18 protein-coding genes are annotated in these 19,086 nt (G+C 71.5%); 7 read left to right on the top strand and 11 right to left on the bottom strand.

Annotated elements, in window-relative coordinates; translation table 11 throughout:
- Positions 1-24: 24 nt before the first annotated feature.
- Genes K311_RS16515 through gpmI form a run of 3 tightly spaced genes read right to left on the bottom strand, consistent with a single transcriptional unit; the run spans position 25 to position 4,084 of the window.
- A complete protein-coding gene (locus K311_RS16515; RefSeq protein WP_051239958.1) occupies positions 25-1,305 on the bottom strand; it encodes a S41 family peptidase in 1,281 nt (426 codons plus the stop codon).
- Positions 1,306-1,334: 29 nt separating this feature from the next.
- Positions 1,335-2,546 (bottom strand): murein hydrolase activator EnvC family protein, encoded by a 1,212-nt coding sequence (locus K311_RS0110705; RefSeq protein ID WP_043797595.1) that lies wholly within the window; start codon positions 2,544-2,546, stop codon positions 1,335-1,337.
- Entirely contained in the window at positions 2,546-4,084 is a 1,539-nt protein-coding gene (gpmI, locus tag K311_RS0110700; protein ID WP_026817310.1) for a 2,3-bisphosphoglycerate-independent phosphoglycerate mutase, read from the bottom strand. Before gpmI ends, K311_RS0110705 begins: the two co-directional genes overlap by 1 nt.
- A gap of 131 nt (positions 4,085-4,215) precedes the next feature.
- Here gpmI and K311_RS0110695 point away from each other — a divergent pair, with 131 nt between their 5' ends.
- Entirely contained in the window at positions 4,216-4,947 is a 732-nt protein-coding gene (locus tag K311_RS0110695; protein WP_043797594.1) for a DUF4097 family beta strand repeat-containing protein, read from the top strand.
- 84 nt (positions 4,948-5,031) lie between these two features.
- Positions 5,032-6,750: a M28 family metallopeptidase gene (locus K311_RS0110690; protein ID WP_026817308.1), complete on the top strand. Its 1,719-nt coding sequence runs from the start codon at positions 5,032-5,034 to the stop codon at positions 6,748-6,750.
- A gap of 205 nt (positions 6,751-6,955) precedes the next feature.
- Here the strand turns inward: K311_RS0110690 and K311_RS0110685 are convergent, their stop codons facing one another.
- The 5 genes from K311_RS0110685 to ubiE form a co-directional block, all read right to left on the bottom strand.
- Complete coding sequence (locus K311_RS0110685; RefSeq protein ID WP_026817307.1) at positions 6,956-7,729, bottom strand: dimethylarginine dimethylaminohydrolase family protein; 774 nt, start codon at positions 7,727-7,729, stop codon at positions 6,956-6,958.
- 10 nt (positions 7,730-7,739) lie between these two features.
- Positions 7,740-9,239 carry an alpha/beta hydrolase gene (locus tag K311_RS16510; protein ID WP_051239956.1) on the bottom strand — a complete coding sequence of 500 codons (1,500 nt, stop codon included), beginning with the start codon at positions 9,237-9,239 and terminating at the stop codon, positions 7,740-7,742.
- A 57-nt stretch (positions 9,240-9,296) separates the two neighbouring features.
- Positions 9,297-10,313, bottom strand: a complete 1,017-nt coding sequence (locus tag K311_RS16505; RefSeq protein ID WP_051239954.1) for an alpha/beta fold hydrolase — start codon at positions 10,311-10,313, stop codon at positions 9,297-9,299.
- A complete protein-coding gene (locus K311_RS0110670) occupies positions 10,310-12,229 on the bottom strand; it encodes a M1 family metallopeptidase (RefSeq protein WP_026817306.1) in 1,920 nt (639 codons plus the stop codon). Before K311_RS0110670 ends, K311_RS16505 begins: the two co-directional genes overlap by 4 nt.
- A 304-nt stretch (positions 12,230-12,533) precedes the next feature.
- The gene (gene ubiE, locus K311_RS0110665; RefSeq protein WP_026817305.1) at positions 12,534-13,298 is read right to left on the bottom strand and encodes a bifunctional demethylmenaquinone methyltransferase/2-methoxy-6-polyprenyl-1,4-benzoquinol methylase UbiE; all 765 of its coding nucleotides are present in this window, start codon (positions 13,296-13,298) and stop codon (positions 12,534-12,536) included.
- A gap of 209 nt (positions 13,299-13,507) precedes the next feature.
- On the opposite strand from ubiE, the gene hslV reads away from it, so the two are divergent.
- The 5 genes from hslV (at position 13,508) to K311_RS0110640 (ending at position 16,965) form a co-directional block, all read left to right on the top strand.
- Positions 13,508-14,047: an ATP-dependent protease subunit HslV gene (hslV, locus tag K311_RS0110660; RefSeq protein WP_026817304.1), complete on the top strand. Its 540-nt coding sequence runs from the start codon at positions 13,508-13,510 to the stop codon at positions 14,045-14,047.
- Positions 14,047-15,381, top strand: coding sequence for an ATP-dependent protease ATPase subunit HslU (gene hslU, locus K311_RS0110655; protein ID WP_043797592.1), 1,335 nt, complete (start codon positions 14,047-14,049; stop codon positions 15,379-15,381). The genes hslV and hslU overlap by 1 nt, the downstream gene beginning before the upstream one ends.
- A 97-nt stretch (positions 15,382-15,478) precedes the next feature.
- Complete coding sequence (locus K311_RS0110650; protein ID WP_051239952.1) at positions 15,479-16,009, top strand: RNA polymerase sigma factor; 531 nt, start codon at positions 15,479-15,481, stop codon at positions 16,007-16,009.
- Positions 16,006-16,602: a hypothetical protein gene (locus K311_RS0110645; protein ID WP_026817301.1), complete on the top strand. Its 597-nt coding sequence runs from the start codon at positions 16,006-16,008 to the stop codon at positions 16,600-16,602. Before K311_RS0110650 ends, K311_RS0110645 begins: the two co-directional genes overlap by 4 nt.
- A 9-nt stretch (positions 16,603-16,611) precedes the next feature.
- The gene (locus tag K311_RS0110640; RefSeq protein ID WP_026817300.1) at positions 16,612-16,965 is read left to right on the top strand and encodes a gamma-butyrobetaine hydroxylase family protein; all 354 of its coding nucleotides are present in this window, start codon (positions 16,612-16,614) and stop codon (positions 16,963-16,965) included.
- Between the two features lie 30 nt (positions 16,966-16,995).
- On the opposite strand, the gene K311_RS0110635 is transcribed toward K311_RS0110640, so the two are convergent.
- The 3 genes from K311_RS0110635 to K311_RS0110625 all read right to left on the bottom strand — a co-directional run bounded on the left by K311_RS0110635 (position 16,996) and on the right by K311_RS0110625 (position 19,079).
- Positions 16,996-17,343, bottom strand: a complete 348-nt coding sequence (locus K311_RS0110635; RefSeq protein ID WP_026817299.1) for an arsenate reductase family protein — start codon at positions 17,341-17,343, stop codon at positions 16,996-16,998.
- A 129-nt stretch (positions 17,344-17,472) separates the two neighbouring features.
- A complete protein-coding gene (xerC, locus tag K311_RS16500; protein WP_043797590.1) occupies positions 17,473-18,411 on the bottom strand; it encodes a tyrosine recombinase XerC in 939 nt (312 codons plus the stop codon).
- Positions 18,411-19,079, bottom strand: a complete 669-nt coding sequence (locus K311_RS0110625) for a DUF484 family protein (protein ID WP_026817298.1) — start codon at positions 19,077-19,079, stop codon at positions 18,411-18,413. The genes xerC and K311_RS0110625 overlap by 1 nt, the downstream gene beginning before the upstream one ends.
- Between the last annotated feature and the right edge of the window lie 7 nt (positions 19,080-19,086).

Genomic DNA, 19,086 nt, shown 5'->3' with positions numbered 1-19,086 from the left:
GGTGCCGGGCACGGTTAACCGGAATTAACGGTGCCTGGCACCGTTCTTCAGTTCGGCGAGTGCGCGCTGCACGGCGGCGTCGCCCTGCAGCACTTCGCCCATCGCGTAGCCGTCGAGCGCCTCGTTGTCGCCACGCAGGTGGCCGGGCAGGTCCTGTTCGCGCAGGCCGCGGGCGGCGCGGCCGCGCAGGACGATGTCCGGGCGCAGGCCGCGCGCCTGGATCGAGCGGCCGCTCGGGGTGAAGTAGCGCGCGGTCGTCAGCTTCACCGAATCGCCGTTCTCCAGCGGCACCACCGTCTGCACCGAGCCCTTGCCGAAGGTGCGGCTGCCCATCAGCACCGCGCGGTCGTGGTCGCCGAGGGCGCCGGCCAGCACTTCCGCGGCGCTGGCGGTGCCGGCGTCGACGAGCACGATCAGCGGCGCGCCCTTCAGCAGGTCGCCGGCACGCGCGTGGTAGCGGGCGTTGGCGAACGGCAGCCGGCCGCGGGTGCTGACGATCAGGCCGGTTTCGAGGAAGGCGTCGGCCGCTTCGACCGCGGCGTTGAGCAGGCCCCCGGGATTGCTGCGAAGGTCGAGCACGAGGCCGCGCAGGCCGCCTTCGCTCGACGCCTGCAGGCGCTGCAGGTGGCGGCGCACCTGCGGGCCGGTGTCGGTCTGGAAGGTGCTGATGCGCAGGTAGCCGTAGCCCGGCTCGAGCATGCGGCTGACGACGCTGGTGATGCGGATCACCTCGCGCGGGATCGTCAGTTCGCGTGGCACGTCCTCGCCGGTGCGCAGGAAGGTGAGGCGCACGCTGGTGCCGGGCTCGCCGCGCAGTTCACGGCTGGCGGCGTCGGCGCCGTCGTCGGCGAGCGGCTGGCCGTCGATCGCGACGATGATGTCGCCGGCCTGCAGGCCTGCGCGCGCGGCCGGCGTGCCGTCGATCGGCGACACCACGAGAATGCTGCGGTCGGCGCGCTGCTCGATCTCGACGCCGATGCCGACATAGCTGCCGTCGGTTTCCTCGAGCAGGGCCTCGGCGTCCTCCTTCTCCAGGTAGGCGCTGTGCGGGTCGAGATCGGCGAGCAGGCCGCGCAGCGCGGCGCGCATCAGCTGGCGGTCGTCGAGCGGTTCGACGTAGGCGTCCTTGATCGCGCGGTAGACGGCGACGTAGCGCTGGATCTCCTCGAGCGGCACCTGGTCCGGCACCGGCACGTCGTCGACGACGGACGGGCGCTCGGCCGGCGTCGGCGCCGTCTCCGGCGATTGCGCGGCGACGGTGCCGGCCAGGGCCAGCAGCAGGGGCAGGAACGGGAGGAGGCGCATGCCGCGATTATGCCCTCAACGACCGGGGGCTATTGCCGGATCCAGGGTGCGGGATCCTGGGGCTGGCCGTTGCGGCGCAGCTCGAAGTACAGCGCCGGCCGGCCCTGGCCACCGGAGCTGCCGACGGTGGCCAGCGGTTCGCCGGCGCGCACCCAGTCGCCGACGTTGCGCAGCAGCGCGTCGTTGAACGCGTACAGGCTCATCCAGCCGTCGCCGTGATCGACGATCGCGAGCAGGCCGTAGCCCTTCAGCCAGTCGGCGAAAGCCACCCGGCCCGGCGCCACCGCCCGCACCTCGGCGCCCGCGGTGCCGGCGATCAGCAGGCCGTCGCTGTCGCGGCCGTCGGGCAGCTTGCCGCCGTAGCGCGCCAGCACGCTGCCGCGCAGCGGCGTCGGCAGCTGGCCGCGGCGGCCGGCGAACGGTCGCGTGTCGTCGACCTGGGCCGGGATGTCGGCGATCGCGTCGCGCAGCCGTTCCAGCAGCTTCACCACCGCCTGCTCGTCGCGGCCGAGCGCGGCCAGGCGGGCGGCGCGATCGCGGAATTCCTCCTCCAGCCGGGCGAGCACCGCCTGGCGTTCGCCGCGCTGCGCCTCGACCGTCGCCAGTTCGCCCTGCTGGCGTTCGCGCGCCGCCGCCAGTTCGCTGCGCTGCGCGTCGATGCCGGCGACGATGCCGGCGAGCTCGCGCAGTTCGGCGATCAGGCCGCCGATGCGCGCGACGCGGTCGGCCTGGAAATAGCGGTGGTAGGCCAGCACGCGGGCGACGTCGCCGATGCGGTCCTGGGCCAGCAGCAGCTTCAGCTGCTCGTGGCGGCCGAGCATGTAGGCCGAGCGCACGAGCTGCGCCAGCGCCAGCCGCTGTTGCGCCAGGCCCGCTTCCAGTTCCCGGCGCCTGGTCTCCAGCCGCGCCAGCTCGGCCTCGCCGGCCGCGATCGCGGCTTCGGTGCCGCGCAGCGCGGCACCGGCGCGCGCGACACCGGCATCGGCCGTGCGCAGCGCCGCCAGCGCCTGCGACTTGCGCTCGTCCTGCGCCTGCTGCTCGGCGGTGATCGTGCGGATCTGCGCGCGCAGCGCCTGCAGACGCTGCTCGGCCCGGGCCTCCTCGCCGGCGCGCGGCGGGTCGGCCGGCGCCTGGGCCGCGGCCGGTGCCGGCGCGAGCGCGGTCGCCGCGAGCATGGTCAACACCCCCGCGGCCAGCGCGGCCCAGGCGGCGGCCGGCAGCCGCGCCGCGAGGCTGGGCATCACCCCGGCAGCACCAGCGACTGCCCGCTCATCTCCGCCGGCTGCGGCAGCCCGAGCAGGGCCAGCATCGTCGGCGCGATGTCGCGCAGGGCGCCGCCGGCACGCAGGCTCGCCGCGCGCCTGCCGCAATAGACGAAGGGCACCGGTCCGACCGTGTGCGCGGTGTGCGGCTGCCCGGTCTCCGGGTCGACCATCATCTCGAGGTTGCCGTGGTCGGCGGTGACCAGCATTTCCCCGCCGACCGCGGCCAGCGCCGTGCGGATCTCGCCTAGCGCGTGATCCACGGCTTCGGCCGCCTTCACCGCCGCCCCCAGCACGCCGCTGTGCCCGACCATGTCGGGGTTGGCGATGTTGCAGACGATCACGTCGTGGGCGCGGGCATGGATGTCGGCGACCAGGCGTTCGGTCAGCGCCGGCAGGCTCATTTCCGGCTGCAGGTCGTAGGTCGCGACCTTCGGCGACGGGATCAGCGCGCGGTCCTCGCCGGCGAGCACGGTCTCGCGGCCGCCGCTGAAGAAGAAGGTCACGTGCGCGTACTTCTCGGTCTCGGCGATGCGCAGCTGGCTCAGGCCGTGGTCCGCGAGCACGTCGCCGAGGGTGTTGCGCAGGTCTTCCGGGGCGAAGGCCACCGGCGCCGGCAGCTTCGCGTCGTATTCGGTCAGGCAGACGAAGCGCGACAGCGCCGGCCGCCGCGCCGCGAAACCGGCGAAGCCCGGCTCGACGAAGGCGGCGGTGAGCTGGCGGGCGCGGTCGGCGCGGAAGTTCATGAACACCACCGCGTCGCCGTCGCGCATCGGCCGCTCGACGCCGATCACGGTCGGCAACACGAATTCGTCGTTCTCGCCGCGGCCGTAGGCGGCGTGCAGTGCGGTGATCGCGTCGGAGGCGCTGTCGTCGGCCTCGGCTTCGACGATCGCCTTCCAGGCGCGCTCGACGCGGTCCCAGCGCTTGTCGCGGTCCATCGCCCAGTAGCGGCCGCAGACGGTCGCGATGCGGGCATCGCCGCCTTCGGCGCACAGCGCATGCAGCTGCTGCAGGCTCGCCTCGGCGGAGCGCGGCGGGGTGTCGCGGCCGTCGAGGAAGGCGTGCACGGCGATGTCCGGCACGCCCTCGCGGCGGGCCAGGTCGAGCATCGCGAACAAATGTGCCTCGTGGCTGTGCACGCCGCCGGGGCTGAGCAGGCCGAACAGGTGCAGGGTGCCGTGGTTGTCGCGGGCGGCGCGGCAGGCGGCGAGCAGCTCGGGATTGGCGAAGAAGCTGCCGTCCTCGATCGCCGCGTCGATGCGGGTCAGGTCCTGGTAGACGATGCGGCCGGCGCCGATGTTCATGTGGCCGACCTCGGAATTGCCCATCTGCCCGTCCGGCAGGCCGACGTGGCGGCCTTCGGTATGCACCAGCGTGTGCGGGCAGTCGGCCAGCAGCTGCCGCCAGTTCGGCAGCCGCGCGATCGCCAGCGCATTGTCCCTCGGGTCCTCGCGGTGGCCCCAGCCGTCGAGGATCAGCAGCAGCAGCGGCTTCGGGCGGGCGGCGGCGGACACGGCATTCTCCGGGGCGGCGTGGGGGCCCACGATTGTAGCCCGCGGCGGTCGCGCGGCCGCGGGACTTCCGGGCCTTAAACCCTCGTCCGGGGCCGCGCATCCTAGCCCTCACTTCCCCGAGGAGCCTCACGATGCGCATCCGCAAGCTCGCTTCCCTGATCGCCCTGGGCCTGGCCCTGGCGGCCGGCCCCGCACTCGCCCAGCAGGACATCGACCGCGTGTTCGGCGGCATCACCGCCGAATCCGGCCGCGAATACGGCTCGCTGGAGACGGTCAACGGCGGCATCACGATCCGCAGCGGCGCGACCGTGCGCAGCGCCGAAACCGTGAACGGCGGTGTCGACGTCGGTGCCGACGCGGTGGTCGGCAGCATCGAGTCGGTGAACGGCGGCGTCGAACTCGCCCGCAATGCGACGGTCGGTTCGATCGAGTCGGTCAACGGCGGCGTCCGCCTCGCCGAGGGCGCGGCCGTCGAGCGCGACCTGGAAACCGTCAACGGCGCGATCCGCCTGGCCGGCGGCAACCGCGTCGGCGGCGACATCGAGAACGTCAACGGCGCGATCAGCCTGATCGGCAGCGAGGTCGGCGGCGACGTCGAAACCACCAGCGGCGACATCACCCTCGCCGGCGGCACCCGCGTGCACGGCGGCATCCGCGTCGAGAAGCCGAAGGGCAACTGGTTCAACGGTCGCCAGCGCACGCCGCGGGTGGTGATCGGCGCCGACTGCGTGGTCGACGGCGAGCTGGTGTTCGAACGCGAGGTCGAGCTCTACGTGCATCCGACCGCGCGCATCGGCCGGGTCACCGGTGCCACCCCGAAGCCCTTCGACGAAACCCTGCCGGCGCGGGTCGAGAACGACTGATCCTGGCAGGCGACCGGCGGCACGGGCCGCCGGTCCCCCGTCGTGGCTAGAATCGGGGTTCCCTGAATCCGGAGAACCCCGGGAATGAAGCACACCCTGCTGTTCGCCGCCGCCGCGCTCGCGCTGGCGGCCTGTTCGAAGGCGCCGGACGGCGCCGCCGCGCCCGACGCCACTGCGTCCGGCCCGAGCGCACCGGCGGTCGACCATGGCTTCGGCCCGGAGATCTCCACCGAGGACTTCGCCGCGCACGTGCGCATGCTGTCGTCCGACGCGTTCGCCGGCCGTGCGCCGGGCACCGTCGGCGAGGAGATGACCGCCGACTACCTCGTCGGCCAGTTCCAGCGCCTCGGCCTGCAGCCCGGCAACGGCGACAGCTGGTTCCAGGACGTGCCGATGGTGGCGACGACCGCGGATGAGGCGAACTCGTCGGTGGCGATCACCGTCGGCGGCGATACCACCGCCCTCGCCTTCGGCACCGACATGGTGCTCGGCACGCGCACCGCGCAGCCGGAGATCGTGGTCGAGGGCAGCGAGATGGTCTTCGTCGGCTACGGCGTCAACGCGCCCGAGCTCGGCTGGAACGACTACGAAGGCCTCGACGTGGCCGGCAAGACCGTCGTGATCCTGGTCAACGACCCCGGCTTCCACGTCGGCGACGAGTCGCTGTTCAGCGGCAAGAAGATGACCTACTACGGCCGCTGGACCTACAAGTTCGAGGAAGCGGCCCGCCAGGGCGCCGCCGCCGCGCTGATCATCCACGACGACGCCGGTGCCGCCTACGGCTGGGACGTGGTGAAGAACTCCTGGTCCGGCGAGCAGTACGACCTGCCGACCAGCGCCGATCCGGAGCCGCGCATCCCGCTGCAGGGCTGGCTGACCGGCCCGACCGCCGCGAAGCTGTTCGCCGACGCCGGCCAGGATCTCGACGCGCTGCGCATCGCCGCGAACAAGCGCGGCTTCCGCGCCGTCGACCTCGGTGACGCCACCTTCAGCGCGACCCTGCGCAGCACCAGCCGCGAGGCGACCTCGCGCAACGTGCTGGCGATCCTGCCGGGCACCGAGCATCCGGACCAGGCGATCGTCTACACCGCGCACTGGGACCACCTCGGTGACCACGGCGGCGACGGCGACGACACGATCTACAACGGCGCCATCGACAACGCGACCGGCGTCGCCGGCGTGCTCGAGATCGCCGAGGCCTTCACGGTGCAGGATCCGAAGCCGCGCCGCAGCGTCGTCTTCCTGCTCGTGACGCTGGAGGAATCCGGCCTGCTCGGCTCGAAGTACTACGCTGCCAACCCGGTGATCCCGCTGGCGAACACGATCGCGGTCGTGAACCTCGACGCGATGCCGGTGGTCGGCCCGACTCGCGATTTCGTCGTCGTCGGCCTCGGCAACAGCGAGCTCGACGACGTGCTGCGGCCGATCGCCGAAGCGCAGGGCCGCGTGCTGGTCGAGGAGGAGAGCGTCGAGAAGGGTTACTTCTTCCGCTCCGACCACTTCAGCTTCGCCAAGCAGGGCGTGCCGGCGCTGTACGCCAAGGGCGGCGTCGACCACGTCGAGCGCGGCACCGAATACGGCCTCCAGCAGATGGCCGACTACACCGCGAACCGCTACCACGCGGCCGGGGACGAATTCGACCCGAACTGGGACCTGCGCGGCGTGGTGCAGGACCTGCAGGCGCTGTACGGTGTCGGCCGCGAGCTGGCCGGCAGCGATGCGTGGCCGAACTACGTCGAGGGCAACGCCTTCCGCGCCGCCCGCGAAGCCTCCCGCGGCGCCGCCACCGCCACCAACGACTGATCCGCTCCCCCCGTAGGAGCGCCTTCAGGCGCGATGAATGCCCCGGCCCGCCGGGGCATTCTTTTCACAACGGATCGGAGCCGACCAAAGACGATCCATTGCCACGGAATGCGTGTGAAAACGCCGGCTGCGCCAGCCGACGCAACCCCGCAATCGGCGCCCCAAGCCTGAATCGGCTTGGATCGGCCTTGATCGGTTGTCGAATTCAGAAACGCACGGACAGGCAGCTGAGGCCGCCGTCGAGCTTGGCGAACTCCGACATCGCCAGCTGGAGCGGCCGGTAGCCGTGGTCGCGCAGCGCCGCCGCGAGTTTCGGATGGCCGGCGGCGATCAGCACGCGCTGGTTCACCTGCACCGCGTTGGCCGCATAGGCCTCGTCGTCGTCGACGACGATGCGCGCCCAGCCGGCGAAGGCCGGGTGCTGCGCGAGTTCGCGGATCAGCAGGAGGCGCTCGCCGGCGAGGCAGGCGATGCCGCTCTTCAGGTGCAGGATCGAATCGAGGCCGCGGATGTCGACGAGGCTGCTCGTGCGCCCGCGCGCCTGCAGCCAGGCGGCGAGCTGGGCGGCGCCGGCCGCGTTGGTGCGATGCGAGACGCCGATGAACACGTGGTCGCCGGCCTCGCAGATGTCGCCGCCGTCGACCGTGCCGGGCGCCGCGATCGCGTCGGGGCGCGGGAAATGCCGGCGCAGTGCCGCCGCCACCGCAGCGACCTCGCCACGCCGGCTGTCGGCGCCGGGACGGCACAGGATCGCGGCCTCGCCCGGCAGCACGATCGCGGTGTCCTCGACGAAGGTGCCGTCGGGATACGCGGGGTCGGCCGGCAGCACCTCGACCGCGAGTCCGCAGTCACGCAGCGCGTCGACGTAGGCGGCGTGCTGGCGCAGCGTTTCGGCGAGGTCGGGCCTGCCGAGGTCGACGCGGGTCAGGCCGTCGGCGTAGTTGGCACCCGGCAGGCGGGCGATCGCATGGGTGAACATCGGCGTTTCCTCAGTCGCTCGGCACCGGGATGCGGCGCCCGGTCGAGGCCTCGATCGTGGCCCCGATGCGCTCGCGGACGTACGGGAAGAACGGGTTGGACGTGATGCGCGCCAGCTGCTCGGCGCTGACGCTCAGCGCACCGCGCTCGCCGTGCAGGCGCAGGGTGCCGAGGCGGATGCCGTAGTCGATGTCGGTGCGCGGCTGCAGGCCGTACAGCGGATCGTCGACCGGGAACGGCAGCGCGACATGCGACAGCGAATAGACCTCGGCCGGCCAGGCGAGCGGCAGCGGCCGCTCGCTGACGCCGGCGGGGCCGTGCCGGCGCTCGGCGACCTGCAAGGTGCCGGGATCGCGGTTGCCGATCACGGTCAGCGTCCAGCCGCCGTCCTCCGGCTGCAGCGCCTCGAGCATGCGGTTGGCGTCGTCGGTGAACAGCGGCGCGAGCAGGCTCTGCCGGTTGATGTCGAACAGCACGAGCTCGCTGCCGTTGGCCGGCAGCTTGTCGAACAGCGCGCGCACCACCGCCGGCGTGCTGACGGTGCTGTCGAGCACCGAATGGAAGGCCAGCACCGGCGGCATCCGCTGCGCGCCGCCGGCGGCGCGCAGCGCCAGCAGCTGCGGCTGCAGCGAGGTCGTCAGCAGCCACGACTGCCGCACCGCGTTGACCGGGAAGGAGTTGTACTTGAACGGGTTGAACTCGGGCTGGATGTCGAACCAGCGCGACTTCTCGAAGTAGTCGAAGCCGCCGAGCAGCGGCAGCAGGCCGGAGAAGCGTGCGGCGCCGTCGATGCCGACCATCGGCGACAGCAGGATCACCTGCTGCGGCAGCGGCAGGCGTTCGCCGGTGTCCGCGCCCTCCCCTTCGGCGACGCGCTCGAGGCTGTATTTCAGCGCCAGCGCGGCGCCGTTCGAATAGCCGACGATGTGGATCGGCGCGTCCGGACCGATCCGCACGCGCAGCTCGCGCATCGCCAGCTCGACGACCGCCAGCCAGTCCTGCCAGCGCACGGTCAGCAATCCCGACGGCACGGTGCCGTGGCCCGGCAGCCGCGGTGCCAGCACGACCCAGCCCTGCGCCGCGTACAGGTCGGCGACGTGGTGCAGGCTGTACGGCGCATCGCTGAGCCCGTGCAGCAGCAGCACGCCGCCGCGCGGCGCGCCGGCAGGCGCGGAATCGTAGGAGCGGTTCCAGTCGGTGCTGCCCGGCGGCGGCCCGAGCCGGCTGCCGCGCTCGAAGCGGTAGCGTCCTGCGGGCGCGCTTTCCGCCAGCTTCTCCTGCAGCTCGGCGAACAGCGCGTCCTCGTTCGCCCGCCACGCCGCCCAGTCAATGTCGCGGAGGTCGTCGGCAGGCCGCTCGTGCACGAGTTCGATGCGATGCCAGGGTCCGAGGTCGGGCTGCGCGCGGGCACGGAACGAGACCACCAGCACGACCACCGCGGTCAGCAGCAGCCAGACCACGAGGGCCCAGGCGAACCAGCGGGCGGCACGTCGGAGCAGGGTCGTCGGCATCGTGCGGCTCGTTGCGGGAAACCAAGGGTGCCGGGAAACCAAGGGTGCCGGGCACCGTTATTCGCGGCGGAGCACGTCGTTGAACTGCAGGCCGAGGAAGGCCGCCATCGCCTCGCCGACCTGGCGCGGCTGCGCCATCAGTGGCATGTGGCCGCAGCCGGACAGCAGCACGGTCGTCGAGTGGCGCAGGCCGCGGCGGAAGGTGTCGGCGGCGCTGACGTCGATCACCTTGTCGTCCTTGCACCACAGCAGCAGCGCCGGCGCCTGGATCGCGCCGAGTTCCTGTTCCAGCAGCAGTGCCTCGGGGCCGCGGCCGATGCTCTGGAGCACTTCCTGCTCGAACGCCGCGTCGGCGCGGCGGCGCCGCACGAGCGCCTCGTCGGCCGGCCACGGCACGAACGGCGGGTCGGCGAAGACGATGTTGAGGAAGCGCTTGAGGTCGGTGCGGTTGCGCACCTCGTAGGGGTTCTCGCCGGAAAGCACCGCGTTGGCGAAGGCGTTCTCGTTGAAGGTGACACCGGCGGCCGACATCAGGGCGATGCGCTGCACCCGCTGCGGCTCGCGCGCGGCCAGCAGGCCGACGATCTGGCCGCCCATCGAATGCCCGACGATCAGGTCGGGTTTGCCCGGCAGCGTGTCCAGGAACGCAGCGAGCCGGCGCATCTGCGCCAGCGGACCGTAGTCCTCGCCGGCGATGCGCTCGCTGTCGCCCCAGCCCGGCAGGTCCGGCGCGACCAGGCGGTGGGTCTTCCCCAGTTCGCGCATCAGCGGCAGCCAGTTCTCCTTGCTGCCGACGAAGCCGTGCACGAGCACCAGCAGCGGCCTGGCGGCGGCATCGGGCGCGTCGAAACCGGCCTCCAGCACCGACCAGCGGTGGCCGGCCGCCTGCACCTCGGTTTGTTCGGCGCCCGCGAGCCAGCGCTGGCGGGCGAATTCCGCCTGCAGCACCTTCTCCGGCGCCGATACCGCCAGCCCGAGCGCGCCGATGGCCAGCCCGAGCATGCCGCCGAGCAGCACCTTGCGCGGCCGGCGGCCGCGCGGACGACGGAGTCGCTCGCCTGCGCCCGGACTCACTTCGCCGGCGTCGCCTTCGCCCTGGCGATCAGCGCCTCGACCGAAGCGGTGGTGATCGGGTGGTAGCCGGGCCGCGCCATCGCGAAGATCGTCTCCGCGAAGGCCAGGCCTTCCGGCGTCGCCGCCAGCGCCTCGTAGGTCGGCATGATCAGCTTGCGGCGGCCGATCCTGCGCAGGAACAGGCTCATCGCCGGGCGCGCCTCGAAATAGCCGCTGCGGACGGTGAACGGGTACCAGCGCTGGGCGATCTCGCCGTTGCCGGTGCCGGTGAAGCGGAAGGCCTGGTCGAGTTCGACCAGACGCTCGGGCTCGAGCTCGGACGGCATGCCCTCGAGGAAGTACACCCATTCCTGGGTCGTCCAGTTCGCGGTCTCGAGGTCGGCGGCGACCTTGCGGCGGTCGAGCCAGGACTTGCGCGCGGCGTCGACGGCGGCGAAGCGCGGCGACTCGGTCTGCGGCGCGAAGGCCGGGATGCCCGGCGCGGTCAGCCACTCGTCGATCTCGGCGGTGGTGACGACGCCCGGATGCTTGTCCACGAGTTCCGTCTGCAGGAAGGCGCGGAACTGGTCGCTGTCGACGCTCTGGAAGGCGTGGGTGTCGAACCACGAACGCAGGAAGGGATCGAAGGCCTCGCGACCGAAGCGCTGCTCGAGGAATTGCAGGAACCAGGCGCCCTTGTCGTAGGCGACGGCGCCGAGCGCGTCCTCCGGATCACTGCCACCGCGCATCGGCAGCATCAGCACCTGCTGCGGCGCCGGCACCTCGGCGAGCTCGGCGACCAGGCCATTGCGGCTGATCACGAACTCCATGTCGGCGCGTTCCTTGCCGTACAGCGCCTCGACGATGCGATTCTCGACGTAGCTGGTGAAGCCCTCGTTGAGCCACATGTCCTTCCAGGTCGCGTTGGTGACCAGGTTGCCGGACCACGAGTGCGCCAGTTCATGGGCGATCAACGACACCATCGAGCGGTCGCCGGCGATCACGGTCGGGGTGATGAAGCTCAGGCGCGGGTTCTCCATGCCGCCGAACGGGAAGGACGGCGGCAGGATCAGCAGGTCGTAGCGCTCCCAGCGGTAAGGGCCGTACAGCGACTCGGTGACCTGGATCATCTTCTCGGTGTCGGCGAACTCGTGCACGGCGCGGTCGATCGTCGCCGGCTCGGTCCACACGCCGGCGCGCTCGCTGATCGGCTTGAACACCAGGTCACCGGCGGCGATCGCCAGCAGGTAGCTCGGGATCGGCTGCGGCATCGTGAAGCGGTAGTCGCCGTCGCGGGCAGCGTCCGGATCGTTGTCGCCGCTCATCAGCACCATCACGTCCGGCGACGAGGTCACGCGGGCGCTGTAGGTGAAGCGCACCGAGGGCGTGTCCTGCAGCGGCACCCAGCTGCGCGCGTGGATCGCCTGCGACTGGCTGAACATGAAGGGGATCTTGCCGCCGGCCGTCATCGACGGCGCCAGCCACTGCAGGCCGGACGCCTCGGGCGAGGTGCGGTAGGTGATGCGGACCTGCTCGTACTGGCGCGGCAGCGCGATCGTCAGCTTGCTGCCCAGCAGGGTGTCGCGCTCGCCCAGCGTGTAGTCGACCTGGCGCCAGCGGCGGTTGCCGTTGCGCGCCTCGACGGTGGCGATCGTCAGGTCGCGGGTGTCGAGCACCAGTTCGCGCGCCGCCGGATCCAGCCACTGCAGACGCAGGGTCGCGCTGCCGGCGAGCTCGCGCTTCGTGAAGTCCACCGCCAGCTCGAGGCCGAGGTCGGCGATGCGGACCTTGTCGGGCTGGGCGTAGCTGTGCTCGTCGGTGCGGCGGGCGCTTTCGGACGGGGCAGCCGCCGGGGCCGGGGCCGCGGCATGGGCGCCCAGACCGAGGGCGAGCAGGCCGGCGGACAGCAGGCGGGCGAACGGGGCGAAACGGGACATGGAGGTATCCGGACGGGTGGACCGCCCGATTCTAGCCCCCTCGCCGCCCCTCCTGTAGGAGCGCCTTCAGGCGCGATCCCTCCCCTCCTCCCTTCCCTTCGTAGGAGCGGCTTCAGCCGCGATGCCTTCGCTCCTGTAGTAGCGGCTTCAGCCGCGATCCAATCGCGCCTGAAGGCGCTCCTACGACCGCGGGGCCATCGCGCCTGAAGGCGCTCCTACAACCGCAGGGCATCGCGCCTGAAGGCGCTCCTACGACCGCGGTGCCATCGCGCCTGAAGGCGCTCCTGCACCGGGTTTCGGGGCGTCAGACGCGGTAGCCGGAGTGGATCGCGCAGATCCCGGCGCTGAGGTTGCGGTAATCGCAGCGGACGAAGCCGGCCGTTTCCATCATCGCCTTCAGCTCGTCCTGCGGCGGGTGCTTGCGGATCGACTCGGCGAGATAGCGGTAGCTGTCGGCATCGCGCGCGAACAGCTGGCCCAGGCGCGGCAGCACCTGGAAGGAATGGAAGTCGTAGACCGGGCGGAACCACTCCGGCTTCACCTGCGAGAACTCGAGCACCAGCGCGCGTCCGCCGATCTTCAGCACGCGCTGCATCTCGTTCAGCGCCTTCTGCTTGTCGGTGACGTTGCGCAGGCCGAAGGCGATCGTCACCAGGTCGAAGCTCGCATCCGGGAACGGCAGCGCCTCGGCGTTGAGCTGCACGTATTCGAGCCCGCGCACCAGGCCGCGATCGGTCAGGCGGTCGCGGCCGACCCCCAGCATCTGCGCATTGATGTCGCCGATCACGACGCCGCCGGCATCGCCGACCCGCTCGTGCAGCAATGCCGCGATGTCGCCGGTGCCGCCGGCGAGATCGAGCACGCGGTCGCCGCGCTTCACGCCGGAGGTCCCGACGAAATAGCGCTTCCACAGCCGGTGGATGCCCAGCGACATCAGGTCGTTCATCAGGTCGTACTGGCGCGCGACCGAACTGAACACCTGGCCGACGAGCTTCTTCTTCTCCTCGACCGGGACGTCGCGGAAGCCGAAGTGAGTGGTGTGCTCCGGGCGGGGGGTTTCTTCGCTCATGGGCGCATTATGCCCGGGGCCGGGTTGACGACGCTGTAGGAGCGGCTTCAGCCGCGATGCTCTTCCCAGGCATGCTGCGCGCAGCGCGAGGTCGGATCGCAGCATGCGTGGGAAGAGCATCGCGGCTGAAGCCGCTCCTACGGGGGGATGGTGGTTGGAAGCTGCCGGAGCCGCCCCCAGTTCCCAGCCATTCCCCCGCCGGAACGCCCATGGACCCGACCATCCCCCACGCCACCACCATCCTCTCGGTCCGCCGCGGCGACCGCGTCGTCGTCGCCGGCGACGGCCAGGTCACGCTCGGCAACACGGTGATGAAGTCGAATGCGCGCAAGGTGCGTCGGCTCGCCAACGGCAAGGTGCTGGCCGGTTTCGCCGGGGCCGCGGCCGACGCGTTCACGCTGTTCGAGATCTTCGAGGCCAAGCTCGGCAAGCACGGCGACAAGCTGCTGCACGCGGCGGTCGAGATGGCCAAGGAATGGCGCACCGACCGCCGCCTCGGCAAGCTCGAGGCCCTGCTCGCGGTCGCCGACCGGGACAGCTCGCTGATCATCAGCGGCAATGGCGACGTCATCGAGCCGGAGGACGGTCTGGTCGCGATCGGCAGCGGCGGTCCGTTCGCGCTCGCCGCCGCGCGCGCCCTGCTGCAGCACACCGAGATGGATGCGCGTGCGATCGCCGAGGCGGCGATGAACGTCGCCGGCGACATCTGCATCTACACCAACCGCAACATCGTGATCGAGGAACTGTGATGTCGGAGCTGACTCCCCGCGAGATCGTCGGCGAACTCGACCGCTGGATCGTCGGCCAGGCCGCCGCCAAGCGCGCGGTGGCGATCGCCCTGCGCAACCGCTGGCGGCGCATGCAGCTCGATCCGGCGCTGCGCGACGAGGTGATGCCGAAGAACATCCTGATGATCGGCCCGACCGGCGTCGGCAAGACCGAGATCGCCCGCCGCCTCGCGGCGCTGGCGAACGCGCCGTTCGTGAAGGTCGAGGCGACCCGCTTCACCGAGGTCGGCTACGTCGGCAAGGACGTCGAGCAGATCATCCGCGACCTCGCCGACAGCGCGGTCAAGATGTTCCGCGAGCAGGCCAAGGCCCGCCACCACACCCAGGCCGAGGACCGCGCCGAGGACCGCATCCTCGATGCCCTGTTGCCGCGCCGCAAGGGCGTCGGCTTCGGCGTCGACGACGGCGCCGCCGACAACGAGACCCGGCAGAAGCTGCGCCGCCAGCTGCGCTCCGGCGAGCTCGACGAGCGCGAGATCGAGATCGAGCTGCAGCCGCCGGCCGCCGGCATGGACATCGTCACTCCGCCGGGCATGGAGGAGATGGGCCAGCAGCTGCGGCAGATGTTCTCGAGCATGGGCGCCGGCAAGCGGCAGACGCGGCACATGAGGATCGCCGCGGCGCGGCCGCTGCTGGTCGAGGAGGAAGCCGGCAAGCTGGTCAACGAGGACGAGATCCGCGTGCAGGCGATCGAGGCCTGCGAGCAGAACGGCATCGTCTTCATCGACGAGATCGACAAGGTCGCGCGCCGGCAGGAAACGATCGGCGGCGGCGACGTCAGCCGCGAGGGCGTGCAGCGCGACCTGCTGCCGCTGGTCGAGGGCAGCACGGTCAGCACCAAGTACGGCGTCGTGCGCACCGACCACATCCTGTTCATCGCCTCCGGCGCTTTCCATCTCGCCAAGCCCTCGGACCTGATCCCGGAGCTGCAGGGCCGCTTCCCGATCCGGGTCGAACTCGAGGCGCTGAGCCGCGAGGACTTCAAGCGCATCCTCACCGAACCGAAGAACGCGCTGACCCGGCAGTACATCGCGCTGCTGGCGACCGAGGGCGTCAACATCGGCTTCGAGCCGGAGGCCATCGACCGCCTCGCCGAGATCGCGTTCCAGATCAACGAGCGCCAGGAGAACATCGGCGCCCGTCGCCTGCACACGGTGCTGGAGAAGCTGCTCGAGAAGCTGAGCTTCGAGGCCCCGGACAAGGGCGGGCTGTCGCTGATGGTCGACCGCGGAATGGTCGACGAGCAGCTCGGCGACGCCGTCGAGGACCCGGACCTGAGCCGCTACATCCTGTGACGGCCGGCGGTGTCATGTTTCCGGCCCGGGGGGCGTCGATAGCGTCACCAGCCCGGACCCGGACCACATGCCCGCCGCCCTCGCCCGTCCACGCGCAATGACCCCCGCCGCCGCCGCCGCCGCGCGCGAGGCCGGCGGCGTGCTGTCGGTCGAAGCCGTGCTGCGCGAGCACGGTCCGATGCTGGCGCGCATCGCCGGCAGCTACGAAGCCGAGCCCGCCCGCCGCGACGATCTGCTGCAGGAAATCAGCGTCGCCGTGTGGAAGGCGCTGCCGGCCTGGCGCGGCGATGCCGCGCTGCGCACCTTCCTGGCCCGGGTCGCGCACAACCGGGCGATCGACCACCTGGCGCGCGAGCGTCGCGCCCAGGGCGAGGAACTCGACGAATCCCTGCCCGACCCGGGCCACGACCCGGTGCAGCACGCGCACGTCCGTCAGCGCCGCGACGACCTGCTCGCCGCCGTGCGCCGGCTGCCGCTGGGCCAGCGACAGGCGGTGGTGCTGGCACTGGAAGGTTTTTCCCTGCGCGAGATCGGCGATGCGCTGGCGCTCGAGGAGAACACCGTCGCGCAGCGCCTGAGCCGGGCCCGCCGGCAACTGCAGCAGTGGCTCGGAGGAGAAGGCGCATGACCGCCGATCGCAGCGGCAACGACTGGCAGGACCTGGCCGGTGACTGGCAGGCGCAGACCGTGCCGGTGGTCGACATCGACGGCATCCGCGCCGAGGTCGAGCGCCGTGGCCGCACGCTGCGCCGGGTGCTGGTCGGCGAGTGGCTGCTGACGGTGTTCGCCGCCCTCGCCTGCGGTGGCGTCGCGCTGTTCGGCGACCACACGTTCGACCGGGTGATGTTCGGCGGGCTGGCGCTGCTGGTGGTGGCCTATCAGGTGGCGATGACCCGCCTGCGTCGGCACGAATGGAATCCCGCCGGCAGCGATGCCGCGGCGATGGTCGACCTGGAACTGCGCCGCGCCCGTACCGTGCTGCGCTACTGGTGGATCGGCCTGTGGACCTGTGTGGCGATGGTGCTGGTTCCGCTGGTGTTGATCGCCTGGGGGCATTCGCAGGCCTCGCCGGAGGCCCGCCTGGCCGCGCTCTACGGGGCCGTCGCCGGCATGATTCTCGCCGGCGTGCCGACGGCGATCTACGGGATCTGGAGCTGCCGGCGCGCGCGCGCCCGCATCGTCCGCTACGAACGCCTGCAGCAGGAACTCGCCGGCCCGTAGAATCACCGCATGAGCGCCCCCCGCCCGATCGACATCGTCCTGCACCGCGCGTCGCACGTGCTCGAAATCGCCTGGGAAGACGGCCTGCGCCACCGCCTGCCCTTCGAGTACCTGCGCGTGGAATCGCCCAGCGCCGAGGTGCAGGGGCACGGACCGGGCCAGAAGGTGCTGGTCGCCGGCAAGCGCGACGTCGGCATCGACGCGATCGAACCGGTCGGCCATTACGCGGTGCTGCTGCGCTTCGACGACGGTCACGCCAGCGGCCTGTTCTCGTGGCCCTACCTGCGCCAGCTCGGCGAGGAACAGGAAAGCCGCTGGGCCGGGTACCTGGCGGCGCTGGAGGCGGCGGGGCTGAGCCGCTGAGGCGCCGTCCGCCGCGGTCGCGCGGCGCGGCTAGCCCAGCAGTTCCAGCAGCGCCTCGGTCGGTCGCCCGATCACTGCCCGCCGGCCGTCGTCGAGCAGCGGCCGCTCGATCAGCCGCGGGTTCGCCGCCAGCACTTCCGCCCAGTCGCGCGCAGTTCGTTCGTCCTTCGCCGACAGCCCGAGTTCGCCGGCCAGGTCTTCCTTGAAGCGCACCAGCTGCCGCGGATCACCGCCGAGCCGGCGCATCACCGCTTCGATCTCCTGCGCCGACGGCGGGTTCGCCAGGTAGTCGACGACCTCGACCTCGACGCCGTGCGCCTTCAGCAAGGCCAGGCCTTCGCGGGATTTGCTGCAGCGGGCGTTGTGCCAGTACCTCATCACTATTCCTCTACTCGAAGTTTCGACGACGAGTAACGAGTGGAGAGTAACGAGCAACGAGTGACGACCCGCGCGCCTGGCGCGCGAACGACAGATCGCGGCTGAATCCGCTCCTCCACTCGTTACTCGTTACTCTCCACTCGTTACTCGCTTTCGCTTCGCCCTGGGATGCGCCGCGTCGTACACCTTCGCCAGATGCTGGAAGTCCAGGTGCGTATAGATCTGGGTGGTGGCGATGTCGGCGTGCCCGAGCAGTTCCTGCACACCGCGCAGGTCGCCGGACGATTCCAGCACGTGGCTGGCGAAGCTGTGCCGCAGCAGATGCGGATGCACGCGCTTGAACAGGCCCTGGCGCTGGGCTAGCACGCGCAGGCGCTGCTGCACCGTGCGCGGGGCGATCGCGGCGCCGCGGCGACCGGTGAACACCGGCGCCTCGTTCCCCGCACCGGTTTCCGCCCGCAGTTCGCGCAGTGCCGCGAGCGCGTGCCGGCCCACCGGCACCAGGCGCGACTTGCCGCCCTTGCCGGTGACGGTGACGAGGCCGCCTTCGAGGTCGAGCGCGTTCCAGCGCAGCGCGCACAGCTCCGACAGGCGCAGGCCCGAGGAATAGAACAGTTCGAGCATCGCGCGGTCGCGCACGCCGAGCGGCGCATCGGTCGGCACCTCGACCAGCACCTTCATCTCGTCGACGTCGAGCACCTGCGGCAACCGGCGCGGCGCCTTCGGGGCGCGCAGGCCGGCGGCGGGATCGTGCGGCTGCGCTTCGCCGCGTTCGCACCACCGGTAGAAGCTGCGCACCGCCGACAGCCGCCGCTGCAGCGACTTGCCGGACAGCCCGGCGCGGCCGCCACGCGGATCACCGCGGTGCAGGCCGGCGACATGCGTGCGCAGGCGCTCCTGGTCGAGCCGGCGCCAGTCGGCGATGCCCTCCGCCTGCAGCCAGGCCGCCAGTTCGCCGAGGTCGCGGCCATACGCGGCCAGCGTGTGCGGCGACAGCCGCCGTTCGACGCGCAGGTGCGCGAGGAAGGCCTCGAGCGGCTCGCGCAGCGACGGCGGCAGCGCGTCCATCAGTCGTCGCGGCGCAGCGCCGTGACGAGCGCCTCCGCCATCATGCGCAGGAACAGCGTGCCCATGCCGGGGAAGAAGCGGTTCGGATCGGAGCTGCCGAGCGCGAGCATGCCGCGCCCGGCCAGCGGCAGCAGCACCGCCGACGCCGCCCGCGACTGCTGGTCGCCGAACAGGAAGTCGAGCTTGTCCTGGTTCAGGCGCCCGGTCAGCGGCTCGTCGCCGGCAAGGAAATCGGCGAACGGCGCCAGCGTGGCATCGTCGCGCGGGAGCACCCGCAACCAGTCGGCCCCGAGGCCGCCGACGTCGTCGAACATCACCACGCGCACGATCTCGCCGCGGAAATCCTCGGCGAGCACCGCCACCATCGTCTGCAGCGTCGCGGCGGCGCCGTGCGCGCGCATCAGCGCCAGGCTCAGCTGGTGCGTGCGCACCGCCAGGCGTTCGTTCTCCTGCGCGTTCGCGAAGAGCTCGTTGAGCCGGCGGTTGAGTTCGCGGTTCTTGTCACGCAGTACTTCGAGCTGGTAGCCGGCCAGCGAGGCGGCATGGCCCTCGTCGCGCGGCACCACCAGGCTCAGCGCGAGGTCGGGGAACTGGCCGAGGAACTTCGGGTGCCGGCGCAGGAAGGCCGCGACTTCGTGCGCGCCGAGGCGTTCGTTCTTCTCTTCGATCATCGGG

The sequence above is a fragment of the Arenimonas composti TR7-09 = DSM 18010 genome (assembly GCF_000426365.1).
In the GTDB taxonomy this organism is placed as follows: Bacteria; Pseudomonadota; Gammaproteobacteria; order Xanthomonadales; family Xanthomonadaceae; genus Arenimonas; species Arenimonas composti.
The sequence above is the reverse complement of the archived record's forward strand: the minus strand, read 5'-3'. Positions and strand labels throughout refer to the sequence as shown.

Bases quoted from the DNA above. Each gene is read 5' to 3' on its own strand.
- K311_RS0110670 (WP_026817306.1), bottom strand. From the start codon at position 12,229: ATGTCCCGTTTCGCCCCGTTCGCCCGCCTGCTGTCCGCCGGCCTGCTC.
- ubiE (WP_026817305.1), bottom strand. From the start codon at position 13,298: ATGAGCGAAGAAACCCCCCGCCCGGAGCACACCACTCACTTCGGCTTC.
- K311_RS0110690 (WP_026817308.1), top strand. From the start codon at position 5,032: ATGAAGCACACCCTGCTGTTCGCCGCCGCCGCGCTCGCGCTGGCGGCC.
- K311_RS16515 (WP_051239958.1), bottom strand. From the start codon at position 1,305: ATGCGCCTCCTCCCGTTCCTGCCCCTGCTGCTGGCCCTGGCCGGCACC.
- K311_RS0110705 (WP_043797595.1), bottom strand. From the start codon at position 2,546: ATGCCCAGCCTCGCGGCGCGGCTGCCGGCCGCCGCCTGGGCCGCGCTG.
- hslU (WP_043797592.1), top strand. From the start codon at position 14,047: ATGTCGGAGCTGACTCCCCGCGAGATCGTCGGCGAACTCGACCGCTGG.
- hslV (WP_026817304.1), top strand. From the start codon at position 13,508: ATGGACCCGACCATCCCCCACGCCACCACCATCCTCTCGGTCCGCCGC.
- xerC (WP_043797590.1), bottom strand. From the start codon at position 18,411: ATGGACGCGCTGCCGCCGTCGCTGCGCGAGCCGCTCGAGGCCTTCCTC.
- K311_RS16510 (WP_051239956.1), bottom strand. From the start codon at position 9,239: ATGCCGACGACCCTGCTCCGACGTGCCGCCCGCTGGTTCGCCTGGGCC.
- K311_RS0110650 (WP_051239952.1), top strand. From the start codon at position 15,479: ATGACCCCCGCCGCCGCCGCCGCCGCGCGCGAGGCCGGCGGCGTGCTG.
- K311_RS0110645 (WP_026817301.1), top strand. From the start codon at position 16,006: ATGACCGCCGATCGCAGCGGCAACGACTGGCAGGACCTGGCCGGTGAC.
- K311_RS0110695 (WP_043797594.1), top strand. From the start codon at position 4,216: ATGCGCATCCGCAAGCTCGCTTCCCTGATCGCCCTGGGCCTGGCCCTG.
- K311_RS0110685 (WP_026817307.1), bottom strand. From the start codon at position 7,729: ATGTTCACCCATGCGATCGCCCGCCTGCCGGGTGCCAACTACGCCGAC.
- K311_RS0110640 (WP_026817300.1), top strand. From the start codon at position 16,612: ATGAGCGCCCCCCGCCCGATCGACATCGTCCTGCACCGCGCGTCGCAC.
- K311_RS0110635 (WP_026817299.1), bottom strand. From the start codon at position 17,343: ATGAGGTACTGGCACAACGCCCGCTGCAGCAAATCCCGCGAAGGCCTG.